Here is a 23411-nt window from a genome sequence, read left to right on the forward strand (position 1 = left end):
CCTCAACCTTTTCGACTCGGACGCGAGACTTTAGATGAGAAAGGCCAAATGCGAAAGGGGCAGAGGATGAAGATTGCCGATCAAATGCGTGACCGACTTGAAAAGGCCTTTCAACCCAGTGTGTTGGAGGTCGTTGACGACAGCGCGCGCCACGCCGGACACGCCGGTGTCGAGGGGGCGGCGGGCGAGACGCATTTCAACGTGAAACTCCGCGCGGCGGCGTTTGAAGGCCAGTCGCGCGTGATGCGGCACCGTATGGTACACAAGGCGCTGGGCGATCTGGTGCCGCGCATTCATGCGCTGGCGCTCGATCTCGACGCCTGAAAGCCGGATTAGGATTCGCGGTCTTCCGCGATTTCGTCGGCCACCTCGGGCGACACTTTTCGCGCCTGAGCGCCTGCGCCTTTCTCCACCTTGGCGGGGAAGGGCACGGCGGGCGGCGGGGTATCCCGGTCGGCAACCGGCGAGCGGCGTGCGGGTTTGGTTTCTTGAGGTGTGTCGCTGGTCTCTTCCGTGTCCGGATAGGCGCTGAACACCCGGCTCGGTTGCGTGCCGTCCAGTTCGCGGCGGAACACCAGAACCGTGTGATAGCTCACGGTTTTCGAGGTGATCCCGGCGCGCTCTTCCATCGGCACCAGATCGGCGCGCAGATAGTCCCAGCCCTCGGCGCCTTTTTCGTTCAGAAGGCTCTGCATCGCCTGTGCGATGCGCGCTTCCGGGGTCTTCGCGCCCTTGGCTTTCTCGCCTTTGCGGGGCGCGGGCACGGTCAGGTATTCGAAACGGGGCATCACGGGGGTCTCCTTGCCTTTGGCGCAAGGTTTAGCGACCCCTGCGCCCGGGTCAAGCCGGGCCGGGCCACAGATGGATCACGCGCGCGTCAGATCGGCAGAGCCGCGCCGAAAGTGTCCGGCCAAAATCTGAGACACGCGGAGATTGGCGTGAGGCTTTATTCGGCGACGAATGTCCCGTATTCGGGGGCATCCCCCGCAAAGACGCCGAAATCGCTTTCCCGGCGAAAAATCAGCACGGCTTGTTTCCCGTCTACGCCCGTGAGCGCGAATGCATCGGAGCGCAGATAGGTCCAGCCCTCGGCGGCCATGGCGTTGAGCCGCGTGGTCACGGCTTCCGCCAGCCGGGCTTCGGGGGTTTGAGCGGCAGAGGTGGCCGCGCTCTCATGGGGCGCAGGGATGGCTTTGTATTCGAAATGCGACATTGCGGTCTCCTTCCTCAGAGCACCATAAAGCCGGGGGCCTTAACGGAGGATTGACGGTTTACGCCGCTTTGTTCGTCAGGGAGATCGACCGCCCTGCCTGCGCGGGGCGGGGCAGGGCGGCATGGGTCTGTTTCAGCGCGGTGAGTTTCGCGGCAATCTCAGGTGGGAAGGGTACGACGCGGGGGCCGGACATATCGATATGAAGCAAAAGCTCCTCGGCGGTGGCGGCGATCCAGCCGTCTGCGTGATGGATTTCGTGAAACAGAACCATGCGTTTCGCATCGAAATCCAAGAGCTGGGTGTGGACCCGCACCGTGTCGCCGAGTTTCAGCTCGCGCTTGTAACAGATGTGGACCTCGGCGGTGTAGCTCGTGTGATGTTGCGTCTTGGCGTAGGTCTCGCCCAGCCCGATCAGTGGGTACATCTGATCGCCGCCCTGATCCATGATCACGGCATAATAGGCCATGTTGATATGGCCGTTGTAATCGACCCAATCGGGGCGAACGTCGATCGGCGTGGAGATATGGGGGGCGGGCAGGGACACGGGGGCAGCTCCTATGAAAAAGCCGCCCCGAAGGACGGCTTTCTGTGGGTCGGCTCAGAGGCCGAGCTTGGCTTTGATCAGCTCGTCCACCGCTTTCGGGTTGGCCTTGCCGCCGGTGGCTTTCATCACCTGACCGACGAACCAGCCCGCGAGTTTCGGGTTGGCTTGGGCCTTTTCGACCTGCGCCGGGTTGGCGGCGATGATCTCGTCCACGGCGGCCTCAATGGCACCGGTGTCCGTCACCTGTTTCATGCCGCGCGCTTCGACGATTTCCGCCGGATTGCCGCCCTCGGTGTAGACGATCTCGAAGAGGTCTTTCGCGATCTTGCCGGAGATCGTGTCCGCCTTGATCAGTTTGACGATTTCGCCAAGTTGCTCCGGGGTGACCGGGCTCTCCGCGATGTCGGTGTCGTCCTTTTTCAGGCGACCGAACAGCTCGTTAATCACCCAGTTGGCGGAGAGCTTGCCATCCTCGCCGACCGCCACGACTTTCTCGAAGAAATCGGCGTTCACCGTGTCGGCGGTCAAGACGCCCGCGTCATATTCCGACAGGCCGAAGTCCTTGACGAAACGTGCTTTCTTCTCGTCCGGTAGCTCTGGCAGGGTTTTGGCGATGTCGTCCACCCACGCCTGTTCTATCTCCAGCGGGAGCAAGTCGGGGCAGGGGAAATAGCGGTAGTCATGCGCCTCTTCTTTCGAGCGCATCGAACGGGTTTCGTTCTTGGCCGCGTCATAGAGACGGGTTTCCTGATCGACCGTGCCGCCGTCTTCGAGAATGGCGATCTGGCGACGGGCCTCATAGTCGATGGCGGCCTGAATGAAGCGCGTGGAGTTCATGTTCTTGATCTCGCAACGGGTGCCGAGATGCGAGAAATCCTGCGTCTCCTGGTATTTCTCATACTGACCCGGACGACAGACCGACACGTTCACGTCGGCGCGCAGGTTGCCGTTCTGCATGTTGCCATCGCAGGTGCCCAAGTAGCGCAGGATCTGGCGCAGTTTCAGCACGTAAGCGGCGGCCTCTTCCGGCCCGCGAATATCGGGGCGCGAGACGATCTCCATCAGCGCCACACCGGTGCGGTTCAGGTCGACGAAAGACATCGTCGGGTCCATGTCGTGGATCGACTTGCCGGCGTCCTGTTCGAGGTGAATGCGCTCGATCCGCACCTTGCGGGCGACACCCGGCTCCATATCTACGATCACTTCACCTTCGCCCACGATCGGGTGGTAAAGCTGGGAAATCTGATAGCCCTGCGGCAGGTCGGGGTAGAAGTAGTTCTTGCGGTCAAAGGCGGAGAACAGGTTGATGTCGGCCTTGAGGCCCAGCCCGGTGCGCACCGCCTGTTCGACGCAATATTCGTTGATCACCGGCAACATGCCCGGCATCGCCGCATCCACGAAGGACACATGCGAGTTGGGTTCTGCGCCGAAACCGGTGGACGCGCCGGAAAACAGCTTCGCCTCGGAGGCGACCTGCGCATGGATTTCCATCCCGATCACGAGTTCCCAGTCTTCTTTCGCACCGGAGATGACCTTCGGTTTCGGTGCGGAATATTCGAGATGATCCAGCATGCGCATGTCCTTTAAAGCGAGGGCTTTCAGGCGTTCTAGGCGCTCTCTTGCCGGGGGGCAAGGGGGCGGGTTTGCAAACGGGGCGCTTTGGGGCATATTGCCCGGCAGAGTAAAGTGCGTTTGAGGTTCCGCATGCGGATGCGAAAATGGGCGGCGGCGATGGCGCTGTGTTTCATCGGAGTGGGGTCTCAGCTCTCGGCCGGAGAACTGAGAGAGAACCTGCCAGATCAAATTGCCTTTGCGCTCGCGCCGATGGAAGCAAGCCCCGTTCCCGCTCCGCGCCCCTATGTGGTGCGCATGCCGAAACTGCGCTGGAAGAACCAGAGCCAGGGTCCGGCCTGGACCCGGGCCGCGATGAAGGCGGTGCTGTCGCACGGGCAGGGGCTTGTAGATACGGTTCCGGCGGATATTGCGGCCTGGTGTCCGGGCTATGCCACGCAGGACGACAGCGGTCGGGCGGCGTTCTGGGCCGGACTTCTGTCGACGCTGTCCTATCACGAAAGCACCTGGCGCGAGACGGCGGTGGGCGGCGGCGGGCAGTGGTTCGGTCTGGTGCAGATCTCGCCTGCGACCGCACGACATTATAATTGCAACGCAGGCACTGGTGAGGCGCTCAAGGACGGGGCCAGCAACCTGTCCTGTGCGATCCGCATCATGAGCCGCACGGTGGCACGCGACGGCGTGGTGAGCCGGGGCATGCGCGGCGTGGCGGCGGACTGGGGGCCGTTCCATTCCGAGACCAAGCGCAGCGACATGCAGCGCTGGGTGCGTGCCCAGCCGTTCTGCCGCCCGGTGATGCAAAGCTCGCCCCTGCCATTGCCGCGCCCGTTGACCATCGCAGCCGAAGAGACCGCCGTCAGCCGGCCTTTCTGAGCGCTTCCGCCTCCCAAGCTTTCAGCTCGTAGCGCGACAGGTGCGCGTCGTTCTGGCGGAGAGTGAGTTCCGGGAAGAGCGCCACGATTTCCGCTCTTGCCTCCGCTCCGACCGTGTTGAGCGCCTGTTCGCCGGGGTAGAGGCTTTCGGTCGGGCAGGCCTCGGCAAAGACGATCTGGTGGGTGTCGAACAGCATGTGGAAATACTCCACGGTACCGCCCTCGACGATGCGGATCGTGCCATCGTTCACCAGATGTTTCGCCGCCACCAACACGTCGCGCTCGCCGAACAGCACCTCGGCCTGCGGTCCCCGGATCAGCATGCGGTGGTTCTGGCTCACCTTCAGGTCGCGCAGGTTGCCGAGTGCGCCCATGCGGATCAGCACCGGGGCGAGATTGCCTGCCGCAGGCACGCGGCGCGCGCCGATCCAGCGGATGGGCTGGGCGCCGTGATCGAGCGTGTTCACCAGATCGCCCGCCCGCAGCGTCTCGATGAAGCGCGGTCCCTCGGGCGTCTCGATCAGGGTGCCACGGGTGAGGCAGACCGCACCGTTGATGATCTCTTCGGCGATGAGGTTGTTGTCGACGTTGAAATTGCCGTCGCCCTCGTTGTCGATCACCCCGTCGCCGTCGTAATCCATGTCGGTCTCATGGTCGATCTGGATGACGGGGCGTAGCTCGGTCAGGTCCTGTCCGGGCGCGACGAGCACATTATTGAGGCCGGGTCCCCCGTCCGAGGACACCATCACATTGGCGTTGAAACGCAGATAGGTGTCGCCCAGCCCCGAAAGATCGCTCTGGATATTGGCGGTCTGGCCGGGGTTCATCGGATGATAGGTGTATTTCGCGACCCCGTTGACGTAATCGGCAGCGCTGTCATAGACCACGATCCCGGTGATCTGGCTCGCTCCGGTGACCTCGCCATTCTCGACATTCTGGACGGTGATCACGACCACATCGTCCTCCTCGAAGGGCGAGGTGCCGCCGTGGATCATGATATGCCCGCCATGGCCGCCACCGGAATTGGTGCCGACGGAGACATTGTCCAGAAGCGATGATCCCATCACGAGGATGTCTTCGGTGGCCATTCATTCACCTTCTCATGGCGTTCAGGACGCCTGTTGCAGGGCCTGGGCTTCCCAGGCCTTCAATTCGTACCGGGACAGGGCGGAGGAACGGGTTTCCAATTCGGGAAAGAGCGTCAGAATTTCGGCGCGGGCGGTTTCGTCCACGGCCTTGAGCGCTTCCTGACCGGGGTGCAGGCTTTCGGTCGGGCAGGTTTCGGCAAAGATGATCTCGTGGCGATTGAGCAGCAGGTGGAAATACTCCACATGCCCGCCCGGCACGGGGCGGATCGTGGCGTCATTCACCAGATGTTTCGCCGCCACCAACACGTCGCGCTCGCCGAACAGCACTTCGGCCATCGGGCCGCGGATCAGCATGCGGTGGTTCGGGCTCACGGTCAGATCGCGCAGGTTGCCAAGCGTTCCGGCCTTGATCCGGATCGGGGCAAGCGCGCCTTCGGCGGCCACCCGGCGCGACCCGATCCAGCGGATTTCCTGCGGCCCGTGATCGAGCGTATGAACCCGGTCGCCCACAGTGAGCGTTTCGATGAAACGTGGCCCGTCGGGCGTGTCGATCAGCGTGCCGCGCGCAAGGCAGACAGCACCCGCGATGGCATCCTCGGCGAAGGTGTTGTTTTCATCGACCTCGAAGATGCCGTCGCCTTCTTCTTCCGAGTCGATCGTGCCATCTCCGTTGTAATCATTGTCGTTTTCATGGCTGAGCCAGATCGGGAATTCGTCCTGAATATCGACGCCCGGCGTGATGAACAGCGCGGTCAGGTCCGGCGCATCGGGATTGTCCGATTCAAAACGGGATGCGCTGAAATACAGGTAATTGTCGCCCATGTAATGGACGGCCGTATTGATGTTTTCGCCGTTGTCGGTTGTGCTGCCGCCCCGTCCGCCACCGCGCCCTCCGCCGCCGCTTTGCGCCTGATAGTCATATTCATAGAGGACAGTGCCGTTCACGTAATCGGCGGCGCTGTCATAGACGATGATGCTGACGACTTCGGAATCGTTGTCCAGAGACCCGTCGCTGTTTACATTGTCGATGACGAAAACGATGACATCGTCATCCTCGAAAATGCTGTCGCCGCCCGTGAGATACGCGCCATCGTTCGCATCGCCCTGTGGGTCCTGCGAATAGCCAATGGGATTGTTCACGATGGAGGAGCCCATCACGATGAGTTCTTCTGTCGGCATTGCTGCTCTGCCCGTATGTTGCGGGGTGTTGGCCCCGGTCTGCCTCGATGCGCGCGATCTCCCGTCCTCCCGGACTTCGGCCGCTTTTGCGCTTGCTTGCGTTTTGCTCCGGTCGGTGCTCTTGTCTGACCCGACCCAAGGCGTGACGCTTTTGTGCCATAATCCGGGCGTCGGGCGTTTCTGTCCAGTGTTTTCTGGTATTTAGCTCGATGCGCCGCGTCTCTGTGGCGTCGTGGCACCGCTTCGCCCAAACTGATTTGCTGAGAAAAGGAGGTTCTCATGCCCGCATTGCGCACCGACATCGACCCCGACGGGTTGCTCGAATTTTCCGTGGTCTTCACCGACCGCTCGCTCAATCACATGTCGAAAGCCTTTCAAAAGGTGATGACCGACATCCACGCCACGCTCTGCGAGGTCTACAATGCCGACACCGCCGTGGTCGTCCCCGGCGGCGGCACCTACGCGATGGAGGCGGTCGCCCGCCAGATCGCGGGCGGCGAGGACGTCATGGTGATCCGCAACGGCTTCTTTTCCTTCCGCTGGTCGCAAATCTTCGACGCAGGGCACATTCCCGCCTCGCAAACCGTGCTGAAAGCCCGCCGCACGGGCAATGAACCGACATCCGGCTTTCTGCCCGCGCCTCTGGAAGAGGCCATTGCGAAAATCCGCGATCTGAAACCGGCTGCCGTCTTCGCGCCCCATGTCGAAACCGCCTCCGGCATGATCCTGCCTGACGCTTATATCCGCGCGCTCTCCGAGGCCGTGCATGAACATGGCGGGCTGATGGTGCTCGATTGCATCGCCTCGGGCTGCGCTTGGGTCGATATGAAAGAGACGGGCGTCGATATCCTGATCTCCGCCCCGCAAAAGGGTTGGTCGGCGCAGCCCTCCGCCGGGCTTGTCATGCTGAACGACCGCGCGACCGAGGTGGTGAAATCCCGGCAAAGCTCGTCCTTCGCGATTGATCTCGGCAAATGGTTGACGATTATGGAGGCCTATACCGGCGGCGGTCACGCCTATCACGCCACCATGCCGACGGACGCGCTCCGCGCTTTCCGCGATGCCATGCTGGAGACCAAGACCTACGGGTTCGACAAACTCTCCGAGGCGCAATGGGAACTGGGCCGTCGGGTGCGGCATCTCCTGGCCGAGCGCGGGTTCAAATCGGTGGCGGCCGAAGGTGTCGAGGCGCCGGGCGTCGTGGTGTGCTACACAGACGACCCCATGATCAAAACCGGCGCAGCCTTTGCCGCCCATGGGGTGCAAATCGCCGCTGGCGTGCCGCTGCAATGCGATGAGGGCGATGGGTTCTCGACCTTCCGGCTTGGGCTGTTCGGGCTGGACAAGCTCTATGATGTCGACGCGACTGTGGCGCGTCTGGAGGCTGTTCTGGACGAGGTTCTCGGCTGATGTTTCCGCCGGTGTTTCCTTTGTGCGTTTAAATACTCACGGCGCGCGGGCGATCATCCGCGCGCCGTTTTGAGTATTTGTGACAGCAAAGGAAACAGGCGCTCAGATCGGTCAGTTCAGATGGGCCCAAGCCCGGCCTGCATGACCTTCATCCGCACGGGCTTGACGTCATGCACGGCCTTCAGGCCCCAGAGACGCACCATTTGCAGGATGTCGCTCTCTGATCGCGTGACCCGGTTGAACAGATCGACCACGCGGGCGCGTTTGGAAATGTCGTTCAAACGGTTGCGCGCGTAGGTGTCGAGCATGGCTTGTGTGCCGGGGTCTGAGCGATGCGCCTCGGCAAGCGTCAGCAGTTCGGCCAGATCGTTGAGCGAGGTGTTCAGCCCCTGGGCGCCGATGGGCGGCAAGGCGTGGGCGGCTTCGGCGATGATCGCGACGCGCTCGGAGGCGAGGCGCTCGGCGACGCGGGTGATGATCGGGAAGATCGCCCGACCGGAGGCCAGTTTCATTTCGCCAAAGAGGCCCGCAGCGCGTTCGGTCATCACCGCGTTGAACGCGTCGGGCGGCAGATTGAGAAGCTCGGTCGCATAGGCCCCCTTGTTCATCCACACGATGGCGGAGGCCGGTTTGCCGTCGATATCCGGCAGCGGCACCATGGTGAAGGGGCCGCCTTCGCGGTAGATCTCGGTCGAGACATTGTTGTGCGGCAGGTCGTGGGTGGCGGTGAAGGCCAGAGATTTTTGGCCATAGCGCGTGGTTTTGACGCCGATCCCTGCCGCGTCGCGCACCGGGCTTTCGCGCCCGTCGGCGGCCACCACGAGTTTGGCGCGCACCATCGTGCCGTCGGAGAGGGTGACCATGGCCTCGGAGGAGCGGGTCAGAAGGCTCTTGAAACCGACACCATAGCGCAGTTCGACATTGGGAATGCCCGGCACGGCACCGGCCAGTTCGCGGCGGATCACCCAGTTGAGGAAGTTCCAGCCGAAGGGTTCGTCGCCCGTCTCCCGGCCTTCGAATTGCCGCTCGGTTCGGATCGTGGCCGGGCGACCGACCGTATCGACGATGCGCAGCGCTTCGAGCGGGGTGGCATGGGGGGCGAGTGCTTCCCAGATGCCGATTTTTTCGAAAAGATCGCGGGCGGGGCGCAGGAATGCGGTGGAGCGCAGATCCGAGCTGGCCTCGTCGCCGGTCACGACCGGCGGGGTCGGGTCGACCATCAGGGTGCGAAAGCCCGAGGCGCCAAAGGCGGCAGCCGCGATCAGACCTGCGATGCCGCCGCCTGAGACGAGGATGTCAACGGTCTGCTGAGAGGGGCTTAGGTTGGACATGTGAACTCCTTTGCGCCGTGAGCGTGCTCAAGAGATAGGCGCAAAGGAGGGGAATGTCCAAGGGGCAGGCTGTCTCAGGGGCCTGAGACAGTGCCGGTTTATTTCCCGACGGTCAGGATCAGCAGGACGATGTAGATCAGCGGCACGGTGGCGACGGCGGTCACGCCCAGCACCCAAGGGCCGATCGCGAACATGCCGTAGATCACGGCGGCGATCACGGCCACGACAAAGAGCAGGAACAGAACGACGCCACGGGTGGAGGCGATACCGTCCTCGTGGTGATCGTGGGTGTCGATGGAAATGGTCGTGTCGATGGCGGCGTCGGTCATGTGCGTGCTCCGGCTGTGAGGTCGTTTCGGTCGTGAGAAATCAGTAGAAGTCAGTGCGTGTGGCTGCGCGGGTTTGTGCGCATTTGTGTACCGGAGACAGATACAGGGCTGTGTGCGCTTCGGTCACGGCGGCGATTTGTCGCAGTTTGCGTTAACCTGAAACCGTCGAGAGATCAGTCCGCCACAGCGCGCAGGAATGCCGAGAGATCGTTGGTGTGATGATGGATATGTGGAGCGGGCGGAGTGAGCGGTGCAGGGGCGACATGCACGGTCTTCATCCCGAGCGCATGCGGCACTTCGAGATTGCGCGGGTCGTCCTCGAACATGGCGGCGGCTTGGGGGTCGACACCGTCGCGCCCGAGCACGGCATCGAAGGCTGCGGCCTGGGGTTTCGGATGAAAATCCGCGTGTTCAATGCCGTAGACCGCGTTGAAAATCCCGGTCAACCCACGCGCTTCCAGCACGCGCTCTGCATAGGGAGCAGAGCCGTTGGTGAAGACGATCTTGCGCCCGGGCAGAGCGGTGATTGCGGATTTCAGCTCGGCATCGCGGGTGAGCCCGGAGAAGTCGATGTCATGCACATAGGTGAGATAGGGCAGCGGATCGGTGCCGTGTTTCGCCATCATGCCCGAGAGCGTCGTGCCGAACTCGCGCCAATAATCGTGCCGCAGCCGGTTCGCCTCATCCGCAGTGACGTTCAGTTCGCGGGAGACCCAATCGGTCATTTTGACCTCGATCTGCGCGAAAAGTGCCGCCTCTGGCGGGTAGAGCGTGTTGTCGAGGTCGAAGACCCAGGTTTTTACATGAGAAAAGTGATCGGCTACCATGCGCCCTTGTTAGGCATTGCCTGCGGCACATGCAAGCAGATGGGATGTTAGCGCTTGATCGCGGGGGGCGGGGCTGGCTATGGTCATGGCCTGATCCCGATTGAGAAAAGTGACGTCCGATGAAAGACCCGCGCGCCAGCCAGAAAGACGCTTATGAGATGATCCTCGAGGCGATCGACACCGGGATTTACCGTCCCGGCGACCGGCTTGTGGAAAGCGAGCTGGCGGAGCGGTTCGGTGTGTCACGGACGCCGGTGCGCGAGGCCTTGCAGCGGCTTGAGACCCAGTCGATGCTGAGCCGGGACGGGCGCTCGCTGATTGTGGCCTCGCTCGATCACAACCAGATGGCCGATCTCTATGTGGTGCGCACGGAACTCGAAGGTCTGGCCGCACGGTTGGCCGCTCGTCACGCGACGCCCGAGGAGGTGCGCGTTTTGCGTGACATGGTCGAAGAGGACCGCGCGCTGATCGGTCACCCGGACGACATGTCGCGCGCCAACCGTCGGTTTCACAAACAGATCCATCTGGCATCGCATAACAAATATCTCGTGCAGCAGCTCGATCTGGTGCATCGCTCCATGGCGCTTCTGGCGAGTACGTCTCTGGCGGCCGAGGGGCGGGGCGAAGAAGCGATCAAGGAGCACGATCTGATCGTGTCCGCGATCGAGGCGGGTGACGGAGACGCGGCGCACAAGGCGCTGTCGGATCACATCTCCAAGGCCTTCATCACCCGTCTGAAAATCGACGCGGACAAGGAACGCTGAGGCGATCCTCTGCCGTTCTGACCGTGATTTGGCAGGCTTTTCGTGCCTCAGGTGCTTTCGGGCGTGGCGATAAACTCGGGCATCTCGACAAAAGCGACCAAATGGGCCCAATCGGACACCCCCGGTGCGTTGACGGCAGCGGGATGTGTGATCCCCGTGTCATGCGGCGCTTCGGCAAGATCGGGTTTCGGTGCGGGGCGCAGGCGTTCCGGTTCGAAGGCGATGGTGGCCGCGTTGAGGGCGCGTCTGAGCGCCGGGCTTTCCGGTTTCCGCGTTATGTTGAGCCCGAAGGTGAGCCGCCGCCCCGGAGCGGGCAGGGCCCCGAAGGCCTGAACGTCGATCTCTGCGGCACTTGTGAACTTGGCGCGAGCCTCGTCAAAGCCACGCGGCGCTTCGGCGGCTTCGACGCAAGCTGTTGGATTGGGGGACGGATAGAGGATCAGAGGTTTACTTGCGATATGCGATGCGTTGGCGGCGATACGGGTGGTGCTTGTCAGCAGGAGTGGGCTGGGCCGGGTCGGGCTGTGTGCCGGGACGAGGGGGAGCTGCTCTTCGGCGGGATCTTCGTGAAAGCCCAGATCGTGAACGCCGTGGGCGGTCTTGTCCCAGTAATAGGGTTTGGTGATCATCTCCCAGAGCCCCTTGAGCGCCGCAAGCGTCGCCAGCGGGTAATAAAGATGCAGGGTCGGCACCCAAGGCCAGAGCCATTTATGTTTGGGCGTCGAAGTGGCGACCATGCCGGTGGCGATGGTAATTGCCTCTGACATAAGGAAGATTCCGCCAAGCACCACCAAAAGATCATGCGGCAGGACCGAGCGCAGCGGGTGTGGCAAGCCCAGAGGGAACATCCAGAAGGACCAGAGGAAGGGTGCCAGAACGAATTGGCTCAACGTGCCGAGAAACAGTGCCTGAACGCCGAAGAACCGCCAAGGGCCGAGATCGCGCCAGAGTTGGCGGGGCTTTCGCATATGGACGGCGTAGGTCATCGCATAGCCTTTGAGCCAGCGCGAGCGTTGCTTGACCCATGGCCAGAGCCGACAATTCGCCTCTTCCTCGGTGACCGTGTGCAAAAGTTCCGTGCGGTAGCCGTGCCGCGCCAGACGGATGCCGAGATCGGCGTCTTCGGTGACGTTATGCGCATCCCAGCCGCCCAGTTCCTCAATCGCGTCGCGGCGGAAAAACAACGTGGTGCCGCCGAGCGGTACGGTCAACCCGAGCTTTTCGTAACCGGGCAGGATCACCCGGAACCAGCTTGCGTATTCGACGGTAAAACAACGCGAGAGCCAGTTGGTGCGGGCGTTGTAGAAATCGAGAATCCCTTGCACACAGGCCACTTCCGGCCCGGCTTGGGCAAAATGGGCGGCGACCTTGTGGATTTGATCGGGTGCGGGCGCGTCCTCGGCGTCATAGATGCCGACGATCGAGCCGCGGCAGAAGTCGAGGGCGAAATTCAGGGCCCGGGGCTTGGTCTTGACCCCGCCGCGCGGTACGATGATCTGCCGCATCCAGCGCGGGAGCTCTGTGTGGGCGATCGCCTCTTGGGTGACGGTGTCGTCCTCTTCCACCACCAGACAGATGTCGAGCAGTTCGCGCGGATAATTGAGGCGGGAGACGCGTTTGATCAGCCTTGTGGCGATTTCACGCTCCTTGAACAGCGGCACCATGACCGAGACAATGGGGAGCGCAGTACGGGCGCGGCGCGTGGTGAAGGTGGATTTGCGCGACCGTGCCGTTCGAGCCTGTGCAAAGGCGGCGGCCAGACGCAGGCTCGTTGCGATCAGGAGTGTCAGTACCGCCCAGCCGGTCAAAAGGATCGATGCGATGTGCGGCGACAGAAGAAAGAGCAACAGGCCGAAGACACCGAGCGATGAGAGCACGCCGGTGAGCTTGCGCACATCCATTTCACGACAGCTCTCATGGGCGGCGACACGGGTTTCGGCGGCATCGGCCAGACGGCGTTGCCGCGAACGCAGGAGGGCCTCATGCAAGGTCGTTTCGGAAGTTACGGCCATGCGCACCGGTCCGAAGAGCGCAGTTAATTGCGGGCGCATCGCGTCGAATTGTTCGGGGCGGCAGGAGGCGATGAGCACCGTGGCTCCGGCCTGACGCCAGGGCAAAACCCCCTTGCGCAGACAGGTGTCGGCCCCCAGACGGTCGATCAGCCGGACGTCCGGCGGGGTGCGGATCAGGTTTGCGACTTCGGCGCGATATTGCTGAGCAAGCGCTGCATAGAGTGTGCCCTCGTCCACCATGCCATGGGCCAGAAGAATGTCACCGATCCGGGCATCTTCGCGCTGGCGCAGCACGGTGGCGCGCAACAGGTCCTGAGGGGCGAGCGCGCCCATCTCGACGAGGATCTGCCCAATCGGTTTGCGCTCTGGACGTGAGGCGGAGGGGGCTGGATCGGGCACGACAGTCTCAGCATCGCAGCGCTGGGCCGGGTGCAGGAGCAGTGTCGGAACAAGAGGATGCCTCTCAAAGGACATCGGATGCCACCCCCCCGTCAAATCAATCTCTGGCACATCTCGGGCCGGATGATCCTCAGCCCGCTACGAAAAACTTGGTGAAAAACTTGCGTCAGAGAGGGTTAACAAGGGGTTAACCAAGACTGTAAAAGTGATGAAATCACGTGTCGCGCAACAAAAAAGGCGGGAGAACCCCGCCTTCCGTGTCGTGTCATGCTCTGTGCCGCGCTCAGGCGGGTGTGCCCGCGCGCTCGGCCATGGCGGCAGCAAAGCGTTCGAACAGGTAGTAGCTGTCCATCGGGCCCGGGGAGGCTTCCGGGTGATATTGCACGGAGAAAATCGGCTTGCCCTCGACCGCAATGCCACAGTTCGAGCCATCGAACAGCGAGACATGGGTTTCCTTGACTCCTGCGGGCAGGGTCTGGGTGTCGACGGTGAAGCCGTGGTTCATCGAGGTGATTTCCACCTTGCCGGTGTCGAGATCTTTCACCGGGTGGTTGGCGCCGTGGTGGCCGTGGTTCATCTTGATGGTCTTGGCCCCGAGCGCCAGCGCGAGCATCTGGTGGCCGAGGCAAATGCCGAAGACCGGCAGGTCTTTCTCAAGCACGCCCTTGATCATCGGCACGGCATATTCCCCGGTCGCCGCCGGGTCGCCCGGGCCGTTGGAGAGGAACACGCCATCGGGATTGTGCGCCAGAACCTCCTCTGCCGTGGCGGCGGCCGGAAGCACGGTCACGTCGCAACCCGCCGAGGCGAGGCAACGCAGGATGTTGCGTTTCGCACCGAAATCGACGGCCACGACCTTGAAGCCCTTGCCCTCACGCTTCGGGAAGCCATCCGGCCAGGACCAGCGCATCTCGTCCCATTTGTAAGATTGAGCGCAGGTCACGTCCTTGGCGAGATCGAGACCGACCAGACCGGGGAAGTCGCGCGCCTGTTTCACCAGCGCTTCGATGTCGAACTTGCCCTCGGGGTCGTGGGCGATGGCGACATGCGGTGCGCCTTGTTGACGGATTGCGCGGGTCAGGCGACGGGTGTCGATGCCGCCCATGCCGATGCGCCCGTGCTTTTCGAGCCAGGGACCCAGCTCGTCCTGCGCGCGCCAGTTCGACGGCTCGGTCGGGTCCCATTTCACGATCATGCCAGCGGCCACCGGATCGGCGGTTTCCTCGTCTTCACTGTTCACACCGACGTTGCCGATATGCGGGAAGGTGAAGGTCACGACCTGCCCGGCATAGGAGGGATCGGTCATGATTTCCTGATAGCCGGTCATTGCGGTGTTGAAACACAGCTCGGCGGTGGTGGTGCCTGTCGCGCCGAAGCCCTTCCCATAGAAGATGGTTCCGTCGGCCAGGGCCAGACAAGCGGTTGGTTTTCCGGTGGTTTGACCAGATGCCATGACTCGACTCTCCTAATATGGGCAAAATTGGCCGGAACCTAAGGAAAGGGGCTCCCGGCGTCAAGCGCAGCCGGACGGGTTTTTCGGTCAATTCTGCGACGCAGCGTTTTCAGGATGTTATCGCTCTCATAGGTGGTTGAGAATACGATGCGCTTTCGCTATGTTGGCGACTTGCGTCATTAGGGATGAGGCCCATATGGATATGCGAAGCCGGCTAAGCGCCGCACTGAAAACGGCGATGAAGGAAAAGGACAGCGAACGCCTCGCGACGCTGCGCCTGATCAACGCCGCCATCAAGGACCGTGAAATTGCCAATCGCGGCGAGGGGGAAGAGGTCGCCGTCACCGACAGCGACATTCTCGCCATCCTCGGAAAAATGGTGAAACAGCGTCAGGAAAGCGCCAAGGCCTTTGAAGAGGGCGGGCGTCTGGAGTTGGCGGAGAAAGAGCGGACCGAGATCACCGTGATCGAGGAATTCCTGCCACGTCAGCTCTCCGAAGGCGAAATCAAGGCCGCGATCGAGGCTGTGGTCGCCGAAACCGGTGCCGAAAGCATTCGCGACATGGGCAAGGTCATGGGGGCGCTGAAGGCGAAATATACCGGCCAGATGGATTTTGGCGCCGTCGGTGCGCTGATCAAGGCTCAGCTGAGCTGAGCCTGACCTCCGGTTGGAACAGATCGAAAGCCGTCCGGTGTCTGAGCCGGGCGGCTTTTGAGTATTTGAACCATCAGAAAACCTTCAGCGATTGAGATGTGCCAGCACGCGCATGAGTTCGCCGTGCAGGGTTTTGCGCTCTTCGGGGCTGAGAAAGCGACCGAGTTCGACCTCGCGCGGGGCGCCAGCGCCTTTCAGTGTGATGTAATTTTCGACCTTGCCCGCCTCGGGATGCAGCGAGACGCGGACCCAATAGGGATTGGCCTCCCATGTCAAAGCGCGGCCTTTTTCCGGGTAGTGGGTCAGGGTGAGGCGGTCGGGCCAGATCATCATCTCCTCGCGAAGCCGGTCGCGATCCGAGCGCCGGAGCGCGGTCCAAAGCGCCGCGAGGGCGATGAGCATGAAGCCCAGCAGGACCCAGAACGCGGTGGTTCCGATGAAGGGCACGATGGGAATGAGACCGCCGCCGAACATGATCCAGATCGTGATGGAAAAGCCTTTGCCCTTGAGGCTGCGATAGGGCCAAAGCTCCAACCGCCACAAAGGCGCGCCGGTCTCGTGGGAGGCGGTCGGAAGGGTGTCAGGAGGTGGGGTCCAGCGATAGGGCATGTGCGTGTCGTTTTGCCCGACAGCCTAAGTGCAAATCCGCACTTCGCATAGTCCTCCCGGCATCGTTCTCACAGCGTCAGGCATTGATCGGTGGAGGTATCGTAGAAATCCCGTCCGCGCGGCACGAGGTTGCCGATGAGCGACCCGTCGAACTCGTAATAGGCCTTCACCCGCTGCTCGGGCGCGGCATAGGCACCGATGGCGGTATGTTCGAGCACGGCGACAAAGCTTGTGGTGTCATCCGTGCCGAAAAACCGCGTGACCCGCTCGGCTTCCCGGCTGGCCCATTTCGAGCGCACGATGCGCTCGATCTCTTCGGCCAATGCGTCGATACGGGCGGGGTCGGGCTTGTGATCCTCGAACAGAGGTTCGGGGCAGGCAATCAGCATCGCTACACGCGTTTCACGCACGCGACTGTCGTAAATCTTCGAGAACTGCGGCATGTGCCAGCGGTCGGAAATCTCCGTTGCGCGGGGCATTTCGCCGGTGTCTCTGGGTTTGAAGAAATAGGCTAACATGGGGGCTCCTGATCATCCCTGTGTCCAAGCTACTGCGGGAATGGGCGCAAACCATGGCTGGGACGGGGCGGAGCGCGTCTTATGTCTTAATTGGTTAACGCAGACAGAGAGGCGATATGAAAAAGGCCCCGCGTGGGGGCCTTTCGTGTGATGCGGTCTCCGGCTCAGTGCGAATGCTGGTGATCCCAGTCTTCGCGCTTGGGGAGTTGTTCGAACGTATGCTCCGGCGGCGGGCAGGGCAGGGTCCATTCCAGCGTGTCGGCATATTCGTTCCAATAGTTGTTCTCGGTCACACGACGCCCGGCCAAAAGCGTGTAGGCGACGATGCCGATGAACAGGAGGAACGAGGCAAAGGACAAAAGCGCGCCATAGGATGAGATCTTGTTCCAATAGGCAAAGGCCTCCGGATAGTCGATATAGCGACGCGGCATGCCTTGGCGGCCGAGGAAGTGCTGCGGGAAGAAGGTCAGGTTCACGCCGATGAAGAACATCCAGAAGTGAATCTTGCCCGCAAGCTCCGGGTATTGCCGCCCGGACATCTTACCGATGTAGAAATAGATCCCGGCAAAGATACAGAAGGCCGCGCCCATCGACATCGTGTAGTGGAAATGCGCCACGACGTAATAGGTGTCATGGTAAGCCCGGTCGACGCCCGCTTGGGACAGCACGACGCCCGTAACGCCACCGATGGTGAAGAGGATCAGGAAGCCGAAGGCAAAAAGCATCGGTGTCTTGAACTCGATGGACCCGCCCCACATGGTGGCGATCCAGGAGAAAATCTTCACCCCGGTGGGCACCGCGATGACCATGGTGGCCATCATGAAATAGGTCTGCTGCGAGAGCGACAGCCCGACCGTATACATGTGGTGCGCCCAGACGACGAAGCCCAGAACCCCGATCGCGATCAGCGCCCAGACCATGGGTAGATAGCCGAAGACCGGTTTTTTGGAGAAGGTCGCGATGATGTGGGAAATCAGGCCAAAGCCCGGCAGCACCACGATATAGACCTCCGGATGCCCGAAGAACCAGAGGATGTGCTGGTAGAGGATCGGGTCACCGCCGCCTGCGGGTTGGAAGAAGGAGGTGCCGAAGTTGCGGTCTGTCAGCAACATGGTGATCGCGCCCGCCAGAACCGGCAGGGACAAGAGGATCAGCCAGGAGGTGACGAAAATCGACCACGCGAAAAGCGGCACTTTGAACATGGTCATACCGGGGGCGCGCATGTTCAACATGGTGGTGATCATATTGATCGCACCGAGGATCGAGCTTGCGCCCGAAACGTGCACCGCGAAGATCGCCAGATCGGTGGAATAGCCCGCTTCCGAGGTCGAGAGCGGCGGGTAAAGCACCCAACCGATGCCGGAGCCGGATTGGCTGTTGCCGCCCGGTGCGAACAGGGACGCGATGCCCAACGCCACGCCGCAGACGTAGAGCCAGAAGGACAGGTTGTTGAGACGCGGGAAGGCCATGTCCGGCGCGCCGATCTGGAGCGGCATGAAATAATTGCCAAAGCCTCCGAACAGCGCCGGAATGACCACGAAGAACATCATCAGGACGCCGTGATAGGTGATCATTACGTTCCACAGATGGCCGTTCGGGGTACAATCTTCCGCCCCGAAACCGGACAACAGCCGGGCTGCGGCCTCACCGGATTCGTTGAGGCACATGAACTGCACCCCCGGCTCCATCAGCTCGAGCCGCATGTAGACGGTGAAACAGACCGAAATGAACCCGACCACGGCCGCCGTGATCAGGTAGAGAATCCCGATATCCTTATGATTTGTCGACAAGAACCAGCGGGTGAAGAACCCGCGGTTGTCCTCATGGCCGTGGCCATGAATGGCGGCGTCTGCCATGCTTACCTCCCTATTCCTCCTTGGGGTTGCCCCCTGGACGTGCGTCCGCGCCGTCCTGCCTGCCCCGTTTCGGGGTCTGTGCGACAGATTGACACATAACAGTCTTAGAGAGGAAAAAACCTGAGAGCAAATTTTTTGCGCATGGCCGGAGCGGAAAAATCCCGTGGACGCGGCAAACCCGTCTTTCCCGGGGGCGAAGGCGACCGCTGCGACCGCCTTCGCGCACGCTTCATTCGCCGCCGCAGACCAGCACCTCGGTGTGCTCGCAATTGCAATTGGCGTCGCAGGCATGGCTCACCGTCTGGGTGCAAGTTTGGCCGTCGACCACCACGGTCTCTTCGGTCTGCCAGCTCGAACAGGAGCCGCTATCGCCAAGCTCCGGCCAGGCGGACACCTCGACCAGCTCTGCGGTGCTGCTCTCCTGTGCCAGCATGAAGATGGAGGGGATAACGGCATCTTCCGGGCTGGCCTTCTGGCCTGCGATCTGCTCCTCGATGCATTTGAGATAGTAGTAGGAGGCGAGGCCCTCCTCGACGATCTCATTGCTTTCGGCGGCAATTTCCTTCATCTCAGGGCGCTCGAAATTTGCCGTGCCACTGGCGGAGTAGCCCTTGGTCTTCTCCTCGGCGCCAAGAGTGATCGAGCCGCCGGTGAAGCCGAGGGATGCGATCTGGTCGACCATTTTGGCCCAAAGGCCGAAAATTTTGAGCGGGATGGTGTTCAACTTTGCCTGATGCTGGGCCTGTGAGGCGCAGTAGCTCTGGGTTTCCGTATCGACCGGGGCGGAGAACAGCGCTCCGGTCGGATCCTGTTGCTCACCAACCTTGGGGCGGATCGTTCCGTCTCCGGTTGGCAGGGTCGGGAAGGTCGGCATTGGGCGCGGCCCGCCGGTCGAGGGGATGGTGAAGGTCAGTTCCTCCTCCAATGCCAGTTCGGTGCCCGACGGGTCCTCGATCCGGGTGACCATGCGCGACCAGGCCCCATCGGACATCTTGGCCCAGCCGGTGCCTTCGTTGCGGTTCTCGAGTGTCAGCACGTCCTGCCACAGCCCTTTTGCGTCCTCTGTCGGCAGGCCGGTGCGAGGGATTTGCACCTGTTGGCGCAGCCATGTGCTCCAGCCGTCGTTGCCGCGCACCGCCCCAAGCTGCATCAGGATGCGCGCATAGGCGAGGTGCCCGGCGAAACAGCCGCGTTTGCGCAGACTCTCCTGAGCGACGGCCTTGGTCGCAGCGCCCGCGGCCTCGCAGGACAGATCGGCGATCATCACTGTCATCAGACCGAGGCGGGGATGGAGGCCGACTAGGCCAAAGCTCACGACGCCTTCCGCCGTTCCGGCCCCCGGCATGTCCGGTCCGGCACAGCTTTGCCCGCGACAGGCGAAATGCGCGACATACACCATGTTCTCTTCGGTGAGCAGTCTGCGGGCCTGTGCCTGAGTGGTGAAACCGTCGCCGAAGGGCAGGAGTGCCACGCGGCTCTGCACCTTCCCCGTTTCGAGATCGGAGGCGGAGAGGGGTTTTCGTTCGAGGCTCTGGGCAAGAGCGGTGTTGGGCGGGAGGGAGATTGCGATGAGGGCTGTACAGGCGACACCCCCAAAGACACGCGCAAGGGCGCGGGGCAGGGAAAACGACATATCGATACCATGTTACTTGTTACACTTACAAATCCGCCGCCCGACGGGGCGTCAGACCTTCAGGCTAACACGAAGAGCGATTCCAGAATATCGCTTTGAGGTGTTTTGTCCCTGTATCGGTTGGAAACCGCACGAAAAACGCCACCCCGGAGCGGAGCGGCGTGTGGCATGTGCGAGGAAAGCCCGGCTATTCGGACGCAGGTGCCTCTTCGGTCGGGGCCTCTTCCGCCGCTTCAGGCGCTTCTGTTTCTTCCACTTCTGCTGCCGCTTCCGGAGCGGCGGAGAAGGTGGCGAGATAGGCGGCCACGTCAGAAGCGTCTTTCAGTTTGAACGTCATCTTGGATTTGCCGGAGCCGCCATGGGTGTCGATGAACACGGTCGGATCGACGGCGTATTCAGTGATCAGCTCCTGAGACCAGACCATGCCGGTTGCGCCAACGGCAAGGATGCCGTCACCATATTTGAAATCGGGGTAGGAGGCCACCGGACGACCGACCACGCCAAAGAGGTTCGGACCGGTTTTGCCGCCTTTGACGATGGTTTCACCGGTGTCGGAAACGATCATGTGACAGGCCTTGCATTTGTTGAAGTCCTTGGCGCCTTTGTCCGGGTCGCCATGGCCATGCCCGTGGTCATCAGCAAACGCGGCAGCGGAGCTTGCCAACAGGGCGGCGGCTGTGAAGGCAAAAAGCTTGGTCATTAGGTTCTCTCTCCCGAGTGATTCATGTGTCCCGTTCCCACCATAGTGAGTTCGGACCGTGATACCAGTCCATGCTTGTCGCACTTTGATCCTGCTCAAATGCGTCTTGCGATTTAGAATTGATCTAACTGGAGGTTCAGTCCCGGAACACCTCGTCAAAGGCACGCCTGAGTGCAATGTCAACATCCTCCATCGTCACCGGCAGGCCGAGGTCGACCAGCGACGTCACGCCATGGTCGCGGATGCCGCAGGGCACGATGCCGCCGAAATGGCTCAGATCCGGCTCGACATTGATCGACAGCCCATGAAACGACACCCATTTGCGCACCCGCAAACCAATGGCGGCGATCTTGTCTTCGGGCTTCGCGCCGGTGATGGTCAGGGGCTTGTCATCCCGCACCACCCAGACGCCAACACGTCCCTCGCGGATCTCGCCCGTGACGTTGAACTCGGCCAGAGCCGCGATCACCCAGGCTTCCATGTCGGCGACGAATTTGCGCACATCCTTGCCGCGTTTGTTCAGGTCGAGCATGGCATAGGCTACGCGCTGCCCCGGTCCGTGATAGGTATACTGCCCGCCGCGCTTGCTCTCATAAACCGGGAAACGGTCGGGATCGACGAGATCCTCGCGCTTGGCGGAGGTGCCTGCGGTGTAGAGCGGGGGGTGCTCCACAAGCCAGATCAGCTCCTCTGCCTCCCCCTTCGCGATGGCCTCGGCGCGGGCCTCCATTTCGGACACGGCAAAGTCGTAATCGGTCAGCCCCTCGGAAATCCGCCATTCCACCATACCATGTCTCCGCGCGTTCGATCTCCGGCGAGATGTAGCCTTTGACGGGGGCGGGGGAAAGGGCGATGGCACCGGAGGGCGCGTTGAAAACAAGTGCAAAGCACGTCTTTTATACCGCTTCTGGAAAAAAATCCTACGAATCTCACGTTAGCGTGATAGGCTTTCACTAGTTTTTTTTATGTAAATGGGGGGAATCCGATGCGATTCAAACATGTCATTTCCGCAGCTCTGGCCACCGTCCTTGTGATGGGGACCACGTCGCGCGTTCAGGCCGATGGCGGCGATTTTATCGCCGGGGCCGTGATCGGCGGTTTGCTGGGCGCTGCCAGCCAGCAACCGAAGCGAAAAACCACCAGCACCACCTCTTATCGCCCGCGCCTGCCTTCGACGCAGGAGGGCAAGGAGATTCAGGCCTCTCTCAATTATTTCGGCTTCAATGCCGGTACGGTGGACGGTCAGCTTGGGCAAAAGACCCGCGACGCCGTGTCCTCCTATCAGGCCTATCTCGGTTATCCGGTGACCGGCCAGCTCTCGCCCTACGAGCAGGAACTGCTGATCTCGTCTTATAACCGTGCCCAGGCCGGAGGGGCTCAGACCGCTCAGCTTGTGGCCGCCAACCCGGACGGCACGCGCGGCCTTCTGAAACAATATCGTTCCGAAATGGCGAGCGGCGGTGCGGTGGGGGCCACCATGGCGGCCGCGCCGATGACCACCGTCGTGGTCAATCCGGTGATGCCGCAAGCCGCGCCCGCGCCGACGCAGCAACAGGGGACGATGCCCAGCTTTGCCGCCGCTCCGGCCACGCCGGAAAGCGCAATGCCCAATTTCCTTGGCAATGGTGCGACCGTGTCGCTCGCGTCGCATTGCAACAAGGTCTCTCTGCTGACCAACACCAACGGCGGGTTCGTGACCGAAGCGTCGATGTCCGATCCGAACCAGGCGCTCAACGAACAATTTTGCCTCGCGCGCACCTATGCGATTTCGCAGGGTGAGGATATGATCTCGAAAGTTCAGGGTTTCACCCCGCAGCAGATCGCCGCGCAATGCGAGGGTTTGGTGCCCTCGATGACGACACAGATCGCAGCGCTGTCGCTCAAGCCGCGCGATCAGGTTCTGATGGACACGTCCTCCTTCGTACTCGCTTCCGGCATGTCCCCGGCACAGCTGTCGGGCACGGCGAAAATCTGTCTCTCCGTCGGGTATCGCACCGACAAGATGGATGTGGCGCTGGCTTCCTCGTTGCTTCTGGTGGCGCTGGGCGAGCGTGCTTATGGCGAGCTGCTGGGCCATCACCTGAGCCAGGGCGTCGGTGTCAGCCAGCGGCCCGATCTGGCGAAGGCCTGGTATGAGGACAGCCTGGCCGCCGTTGAAAGCGGTGTGCCTGCGGTGTTTGCTCCGGGTCAGCCGGAACGCACCGGGCTGTTGCGTAAGGCGGCCTTCTCCGTCTCTGGCGCTCCGGCGCCCGCCACGCTTGCGCCGGTTCCGGCCAGCACCACGCTACCGAGTTTTTCGGTCACGGAATAAGCCTCATGTGAGGCCGGGCAGGGGGGCGCCCCTCCCCTGTCACAACAGCTTTCGGGGGAGGCGGAAAAAAATTCGCCTCCCCCTTCATTTTCCTCTTCACTTCCCCGAACCGCTTCGCTACATAGCCCCTCACCAA

At 61.9% G+C, this 23411-nt stretch carries 23 protein-coding genes; 6 read left to right on the forward strand and 17 right to left on the reverse strand.

The window, feature by feature from the left end; translation table 11 throughout:
* The first annotated feature begins 66 nt into the window (after nt 1–66).
* Nucleotides 67–324: a BolA family protein gene (locus V1475_RS10900; RefSeq protein WP_434287868.1), complete on the forward strand. Its 258-nt coding sequence runs from the start codon at nt 67–69 to the stop codon at nt 322–324.
* Nucleotides 325–332: 8 nt separating this feature from the next.
* On the opposite strand, the gene V1475_RS10905 is transcribed toward V1475_RS10900, so the two are convergent.
* The 4 genes from V1475_RS10905 to gatB all read right to left on the reverse strand — a co-directional run bounded on the left by V1475_RS10905 (nt 333) and on the right by gatB (nt 3329).
* The gene (locus V1475_RS10905) at nt 333–788 is read right to left on the reverse strand and encodes a DUF4177 domain-containing protein (RefSeq protein ID WP_479412763.1); all 456 of its coding nucleotides are present in this window, start codon (nt 786–788) and stop codon (nt 333–335) included.
* Nucleotides 789–946: 158 nt separating this feature from the next.
* On the reverse strand, nt 947–1213 hold the full coding sequence (locus tag V1475_RS10910) for a hypothetical protein (RefSeq protein WP_434287864.1): 267 nt from the start codon (nt 1211–1213) through the stop codon (nt 947–949).
* 58 nt (nt 1214–1271) lie between these two features.
* The gene (locus tag V1475_RS10915) at nt 1272–1757 is read right to left on the reverse strand and encodes a thioesterase family protein (protein ID WP_479412764.1); all 486 of its coding nucleotides are present in this window, start codon (nt 1755–1757) and stop codon (nt 1272–1274) included.
* 54 nt (nt 1758–1811) lie between these two features.
* On the reverse strand, nt 1812–3329 hold the full coding sequence (gatB, locus tag V1475_RS10920) for an Asp-tRNA(Asn)/Glu-tRNA(Gln) amidotransferase subunit GatB (protein ID WP_479412765.1): 1518 nt from the start codon (nt 3327–3329) through the stop codon (nt 1812–1814).
* 132 nt (nt 3330–3461) lie between these two features.
* On the opposite strand from gatB, the gene V1475_RS10925 reads away from it, so the two are divergent.
* Nucleotides 3462–4202, forward strand: a complete 741-nt coding sequence (locus V1475_RS10925; protein ID WP_238379729.1) for a transglycosylase SLT domain-containing protein — start codon at nt 3462–3464, stop codon at nt 4200–4202.
* Here V1475_RS10925 and V1475_RS10930 read toward each other — a convergent pair.
* Entirely contained in the window at nt 4186–5289 is a 1104-nt protein-coding gene (locus V1475_RS10930; protein ID WP_479412766.1) for a Hint domain-containing protein, read from the reverse strand. The two genes, V1475_RS10925 and V1475_RS10930, sit on opposite strands and share 17 nt — an antisense overlap.
* Before the next feature lie 21 nt (nt 5290–5310).
* On the reverse strand, nt 5311–6468 hold the full coding sequence (locus V1475_RS10935; protein WP_479412767.1) for a Hint domain-containing protein: 1158 nt from the start codon (nt 6466–6468) through the stop codon (nt 5311–5313).
* Nucleotides 6469–6747: 279 nt separating this feature from the next.
* Between V1475_RS10935 and V1475_RS10940 the strand changes: the two genes are divergently transcribed.
* Entirely contained in the window at nt 6748–7878 is a 1131-nt protein-coding gene (locus V1475_RS10940) for an aminotransferase class V-fold PLP-dependent enzyme (protein WP_479412768.1), read from the forward strand.
* A 116-nt stretch (nt 7879–7994) separates the two neighbouring features.
* Here the strand turns inward: V1475_RS10940 and V1475_RS10945 are convergent, their stop codons facing one another.
* From V1475_RS10945 to V1475_RS10955, 3 genes are all read right to left on the reverse strand, one after another.
* Nucleotides 7995–9209, reverse strand: a complete 1215-nt coding sequence (locus V1475_RS10945; RefSeq protein ID WP_479412769.1) for an FAD-dependent monooxygenase — start codon at nt 9207–9209, stop codon at nt 7995–7997.
* Between the two features lie 98 nt (nt 9210–9307).
* On the reverse strand, nt 9308–9538 hold the full coding sequence (locus V1475_RS10950) for a hypothetical protein (RefSeq protein ID WP_434287849.1): 231 nt from the start codon (nt 9536–9538) through the stop codon (nt 9308–9310).
* Between the two features lie 173 nt (nt 9539–9711).
* Nucleotides 9712–10365, reverse strand: coding sequence for a pyrimidine 5'-nucleotidase (locus tag V1475_RS10955; RefSeq protein ID WP_434287848.1), 654 nt, complete (start codon nt 10363–10365; stop codon nt 9712–9714).
* A 119-nt stretch (nt 10366–10484) separates the two neighbouring features.
* Between V1475_RS10955 and V1475_RS10960 the strand changes: the two genes are divergently transcribed.
* Nucleotides 10485–11129, forward strand: a complete 645-nt coding sequence (locus tag V1475_RS10960) for a GntR family transcriptional regulator (protein ID WP_434287846.1) — start codon at nt 10485–10487, stop codon at nt 11127–11129.
* A 47-nt stretch (nt 11130–11176) separates the two neighbouring features.
* Here V1475_RS10960 and V1475_RS10965 read toward each other — a convergent pair whose 3' ends face one another.
* Together V1475_RS10965 and carA are read right to left on the reverse strand one after the other, a co-directional pair.
* Nucleotides 11177–13540, reverse strand: a complete 2364-nt coding sequence (locus V1475_RS10965) for a glycosyltransferase family 2 protein (protein WP_479412770.1) — start codon at nt 13538–13540, stop codon at nt 11177–11179.
* 283 nt (nt 13541–13823) lie between these two features.
* The gene (gene carA / locus V1475_RS10970) at nt 13824–14993 is read right to left on the reverse strand and encodes a glutamine-hydrolyzing carbamoyl-phosphate synthase small subunit (protein WP_434287844.1); all 1170 of its coding nucleotides are present in this window, start codon (nt 14991–14993) and stop codon (nt 13824–13826) included.
* Nucleotides 14994–15189: 196 nt separating this feature from the next.
* On the opposite strand from carA, the gene V1475_RS10975 reads away from it, so the two are divergent.
* The gene (locus V1475_RS10975; RefSeq protein WP_434287842.1) at nt 15190–15648 is read left to right on the forward strand and encodes a GatB/YqeY domain-containing protein; all 459 of its coding nucleotides are present in this window, start codon (nt 15190–15192) and stop codon (nt 15646–15648) included.
* Between the two features lie 84 nt (nt 15649–15732).
* On the opposite strand, the gene V1475_RS10980 is transcribed toward V1475_RS10975, so the two are convergent.
* The 6 genes from V1475_RS10980 to lipB form a co-directional block, all read right to left on the reverse strand.
* Nucleotides 15733–16257 carry a DUF2244 domain-containing protein gene (locus V1475_RS10980; protein ID WP_479412771.1) on the reverse strand — a complete coding sequence of 175 codons (525 nt, stop codon included), beginning with the start codon at nt 16255–16257 and terminating at the stop codon, nt 15733–15735.
* Nucleotides 16258–16325: 68 nt separating this feature from the next.
* On the reverse strand, nt 16326–16775 hold the full coding sequence (locus tag V1475_RS10985) for a hypothetical protein (protein ID WP_479412772.1): 450 nt from the start codon (nt 16773–16775) through the stop codon (nt 16326–16328).
* Nucleotides 16776–16939: 164 nt separating this feature from the next.
* Nucleotides 16940–18631 (reverse strand): cytochrome c oxidase subunit I, encoded by a 1692-nt coding sequence (gene ctaD, locus V1475_RS10990; protein WP_434287837.1) that lies wholly within the window; start codon nt 18629–18631, stop codon nt 16940–16942.
* A gap of 229 nt (nt 18632–18860) precedes the next feature.
* Nucleotides 18861–20264, reverse strand: coding sequence for a hypothetical protein (locus V1475_RS10995; protein WP_479412773.1), 1404 nt, complete (start codon nt 20262–20264; stop codon nt 18861–18863).
* Between the two features lie 187 nt (nt 20265–20451).
* Nucleotides 20452–20964, reverse strand: coding sequence for a c-type cytochrome (locus V1475_RS11000; protein WP_479412774.1), 513 nt, complete (start codon nt 20962–20964; stop codon nt 20452–20454).
* A gap of 136 nt (nt 20965–21100) precedes the next feature.
* Nucleotides 21101–21823, reverse strand: coding sequence for a lipoyl(octanoyl) transferase LipB (lipB, locus tag V1475_RS11005; RefSeq protein WP_479412775.1), 723 nt, complete (start codon nt 21821–21823; stop codon nt 21101–21103).
* Nucleotides 21824–21949: 126 nt separating this feature from the next.
* On the opposite strand from lipB, the gene V1475_RS11010 reads away from it, so the two are divergent.
* Nucleotides 21950–23275, forward strand: a complete 1326-nt coding sequence (locus V1475_RS11010) for a peptidoglycan-binding domain-containing protein (protein ID WP_479412776.1) — start codon at nt 21950–21952, stop codon at nt 23273–23275.
* Nucleotides 23276–23411: the final 136 nt, after the last annotated feature.

The organism is Celeribacter sp. SCSIO 80838 (assembly GCF_056498065.1).

Coding starts and splice junctions, on each gene's coding strand:
- ctaD (WP_434287837.1), bottom strand. CDS start 18,631: ATGGCAGACGCCGCCATTCATGGCCACGGCCATGAGGACAACCGCGGG.
- V1475_RS10925 (WP_238379729.1), top strand. CDS start 3,462: ATGCGGATGCGAAAATGGGCGGCGGCGATGGCGCTGTGTTTCATCGGA.
- V1475_RS10945 (WP_479412769.1), bottom strand. CDS start 9,209: ATGTCCAACCTAAGCCCCTCTCAGCAGACCGTTGACATCCTCGTCTCA.
- V1475_RS10900 (WP_434287868.1), top strand. CDS start 67: ATGAAGATTGCCGATCAAATGCGTGACCGACTTGAAAAGGCCTTTCAA.
- gatB (WP_479412765.1), bottom strand. CDS start 3,329: ATGCTGGATCATCTCGAATATTCCGCACCGAAACCGAAGGTCATCTCC.
- V1475_RS10985 (WP_479412772.1), bottom strand. CDS start 16,775: ATGTTAGCCTATTTCTTCAAACCCAGAGACACCGGCGAAATGCCCCGC.
- V1475_RS10995 (WP_479412773.1), bottom strand. CDS start 20,264: ATGTCGTTTTCCCTGCCCCGCGCCCTTGCGCGTGTCTTTGGGGGTGTC.
- V1475_RS10960 (WP_434287846.1), top strand. CDS start 10,485: ATGAAAGACCCGCGCGCCAGCCAGAAAGACGCTTATGAGATGATCCTC.
- V1475_RS10940 (WP_479412768.1), top strand. CDS start 6,748: ATGCCCGCATTGCGCACCGACATCGACCCCGACGGGTTGCTCGAATTT.
- V1475_RS10975 (WP_434287842.1), top strand. CDS start 15,190: ATGGATATGCGAAGCCGGCTAAGCGCCGCACTGAAAACGGCGATGAAG.
- V1475_RS10935 (WP_479412767.1), bottom strand. CDS start 6,468: ATGCCGACAGAAGAACTCATCGTGATGGGCTCCTCCATCGTGAACAAT.
- V1475_RS10980 (WP_479412771.1), bottom strand. CDS start 16,257: ATGCCCTATCGCTGGACCCCACCTCCTGACACCCTTCCGACCGCCTCC.
- V1475_RS10955 (WP_434287848.1), bottom strand. CDS start 10,365: ATGGTAGCCGATCACTTTTCTCATGTAAAAACCTGGGTCTTCGACCTC.
- V1475_RS10905 (WP_479412763.1), bottom strand. CDS start 788: ATGCCCCGTTTCGAATACCTGACCGTGCCCGCGCCCCGCAAAGGCGAG.
- V1475_RS11010 (WP_479412776.1), top strand. CDS start 21,950: ATGCGATTCAAACATGTCATTTCCGCAGCTCTGGCCACCGTCCTTGTG.
- V1475_RS10930 (WP_479412766.1), bottom strand. CDS start 5,289: ATGGCCACCGAAGACATCCTCGTGATGGGATCATCGCTTCTGGACAAT.
- V1475_RS11000 (WP_479412774.1), bottom strand. CDS start 20,964: ATGACCAAGCTTTTTGCCTTCACAGCCGCCGCCCTGTTGGCAAGCTCC.
- V1475_RS10950 (WP_434287849.1), bottom strand. CDS start 9,538: ATGACCGACGCCGCCATCGACACGACCATTTCCATCGACACCCACGAT.
- carA (WP_434287844.1), bottom strand. CDS start 14,993: ATGGCATCTGGTCAAACCACCGGAAAACCAACCGCTTGTCTGGCCCTG.
- V1475_RS10910 (WP_434287864.1), bottom strand. CDS start 1,213: ATGTCGCATTTCGAATACAAAGCCATCCCTGCGCCCCATGAGAGCGCG.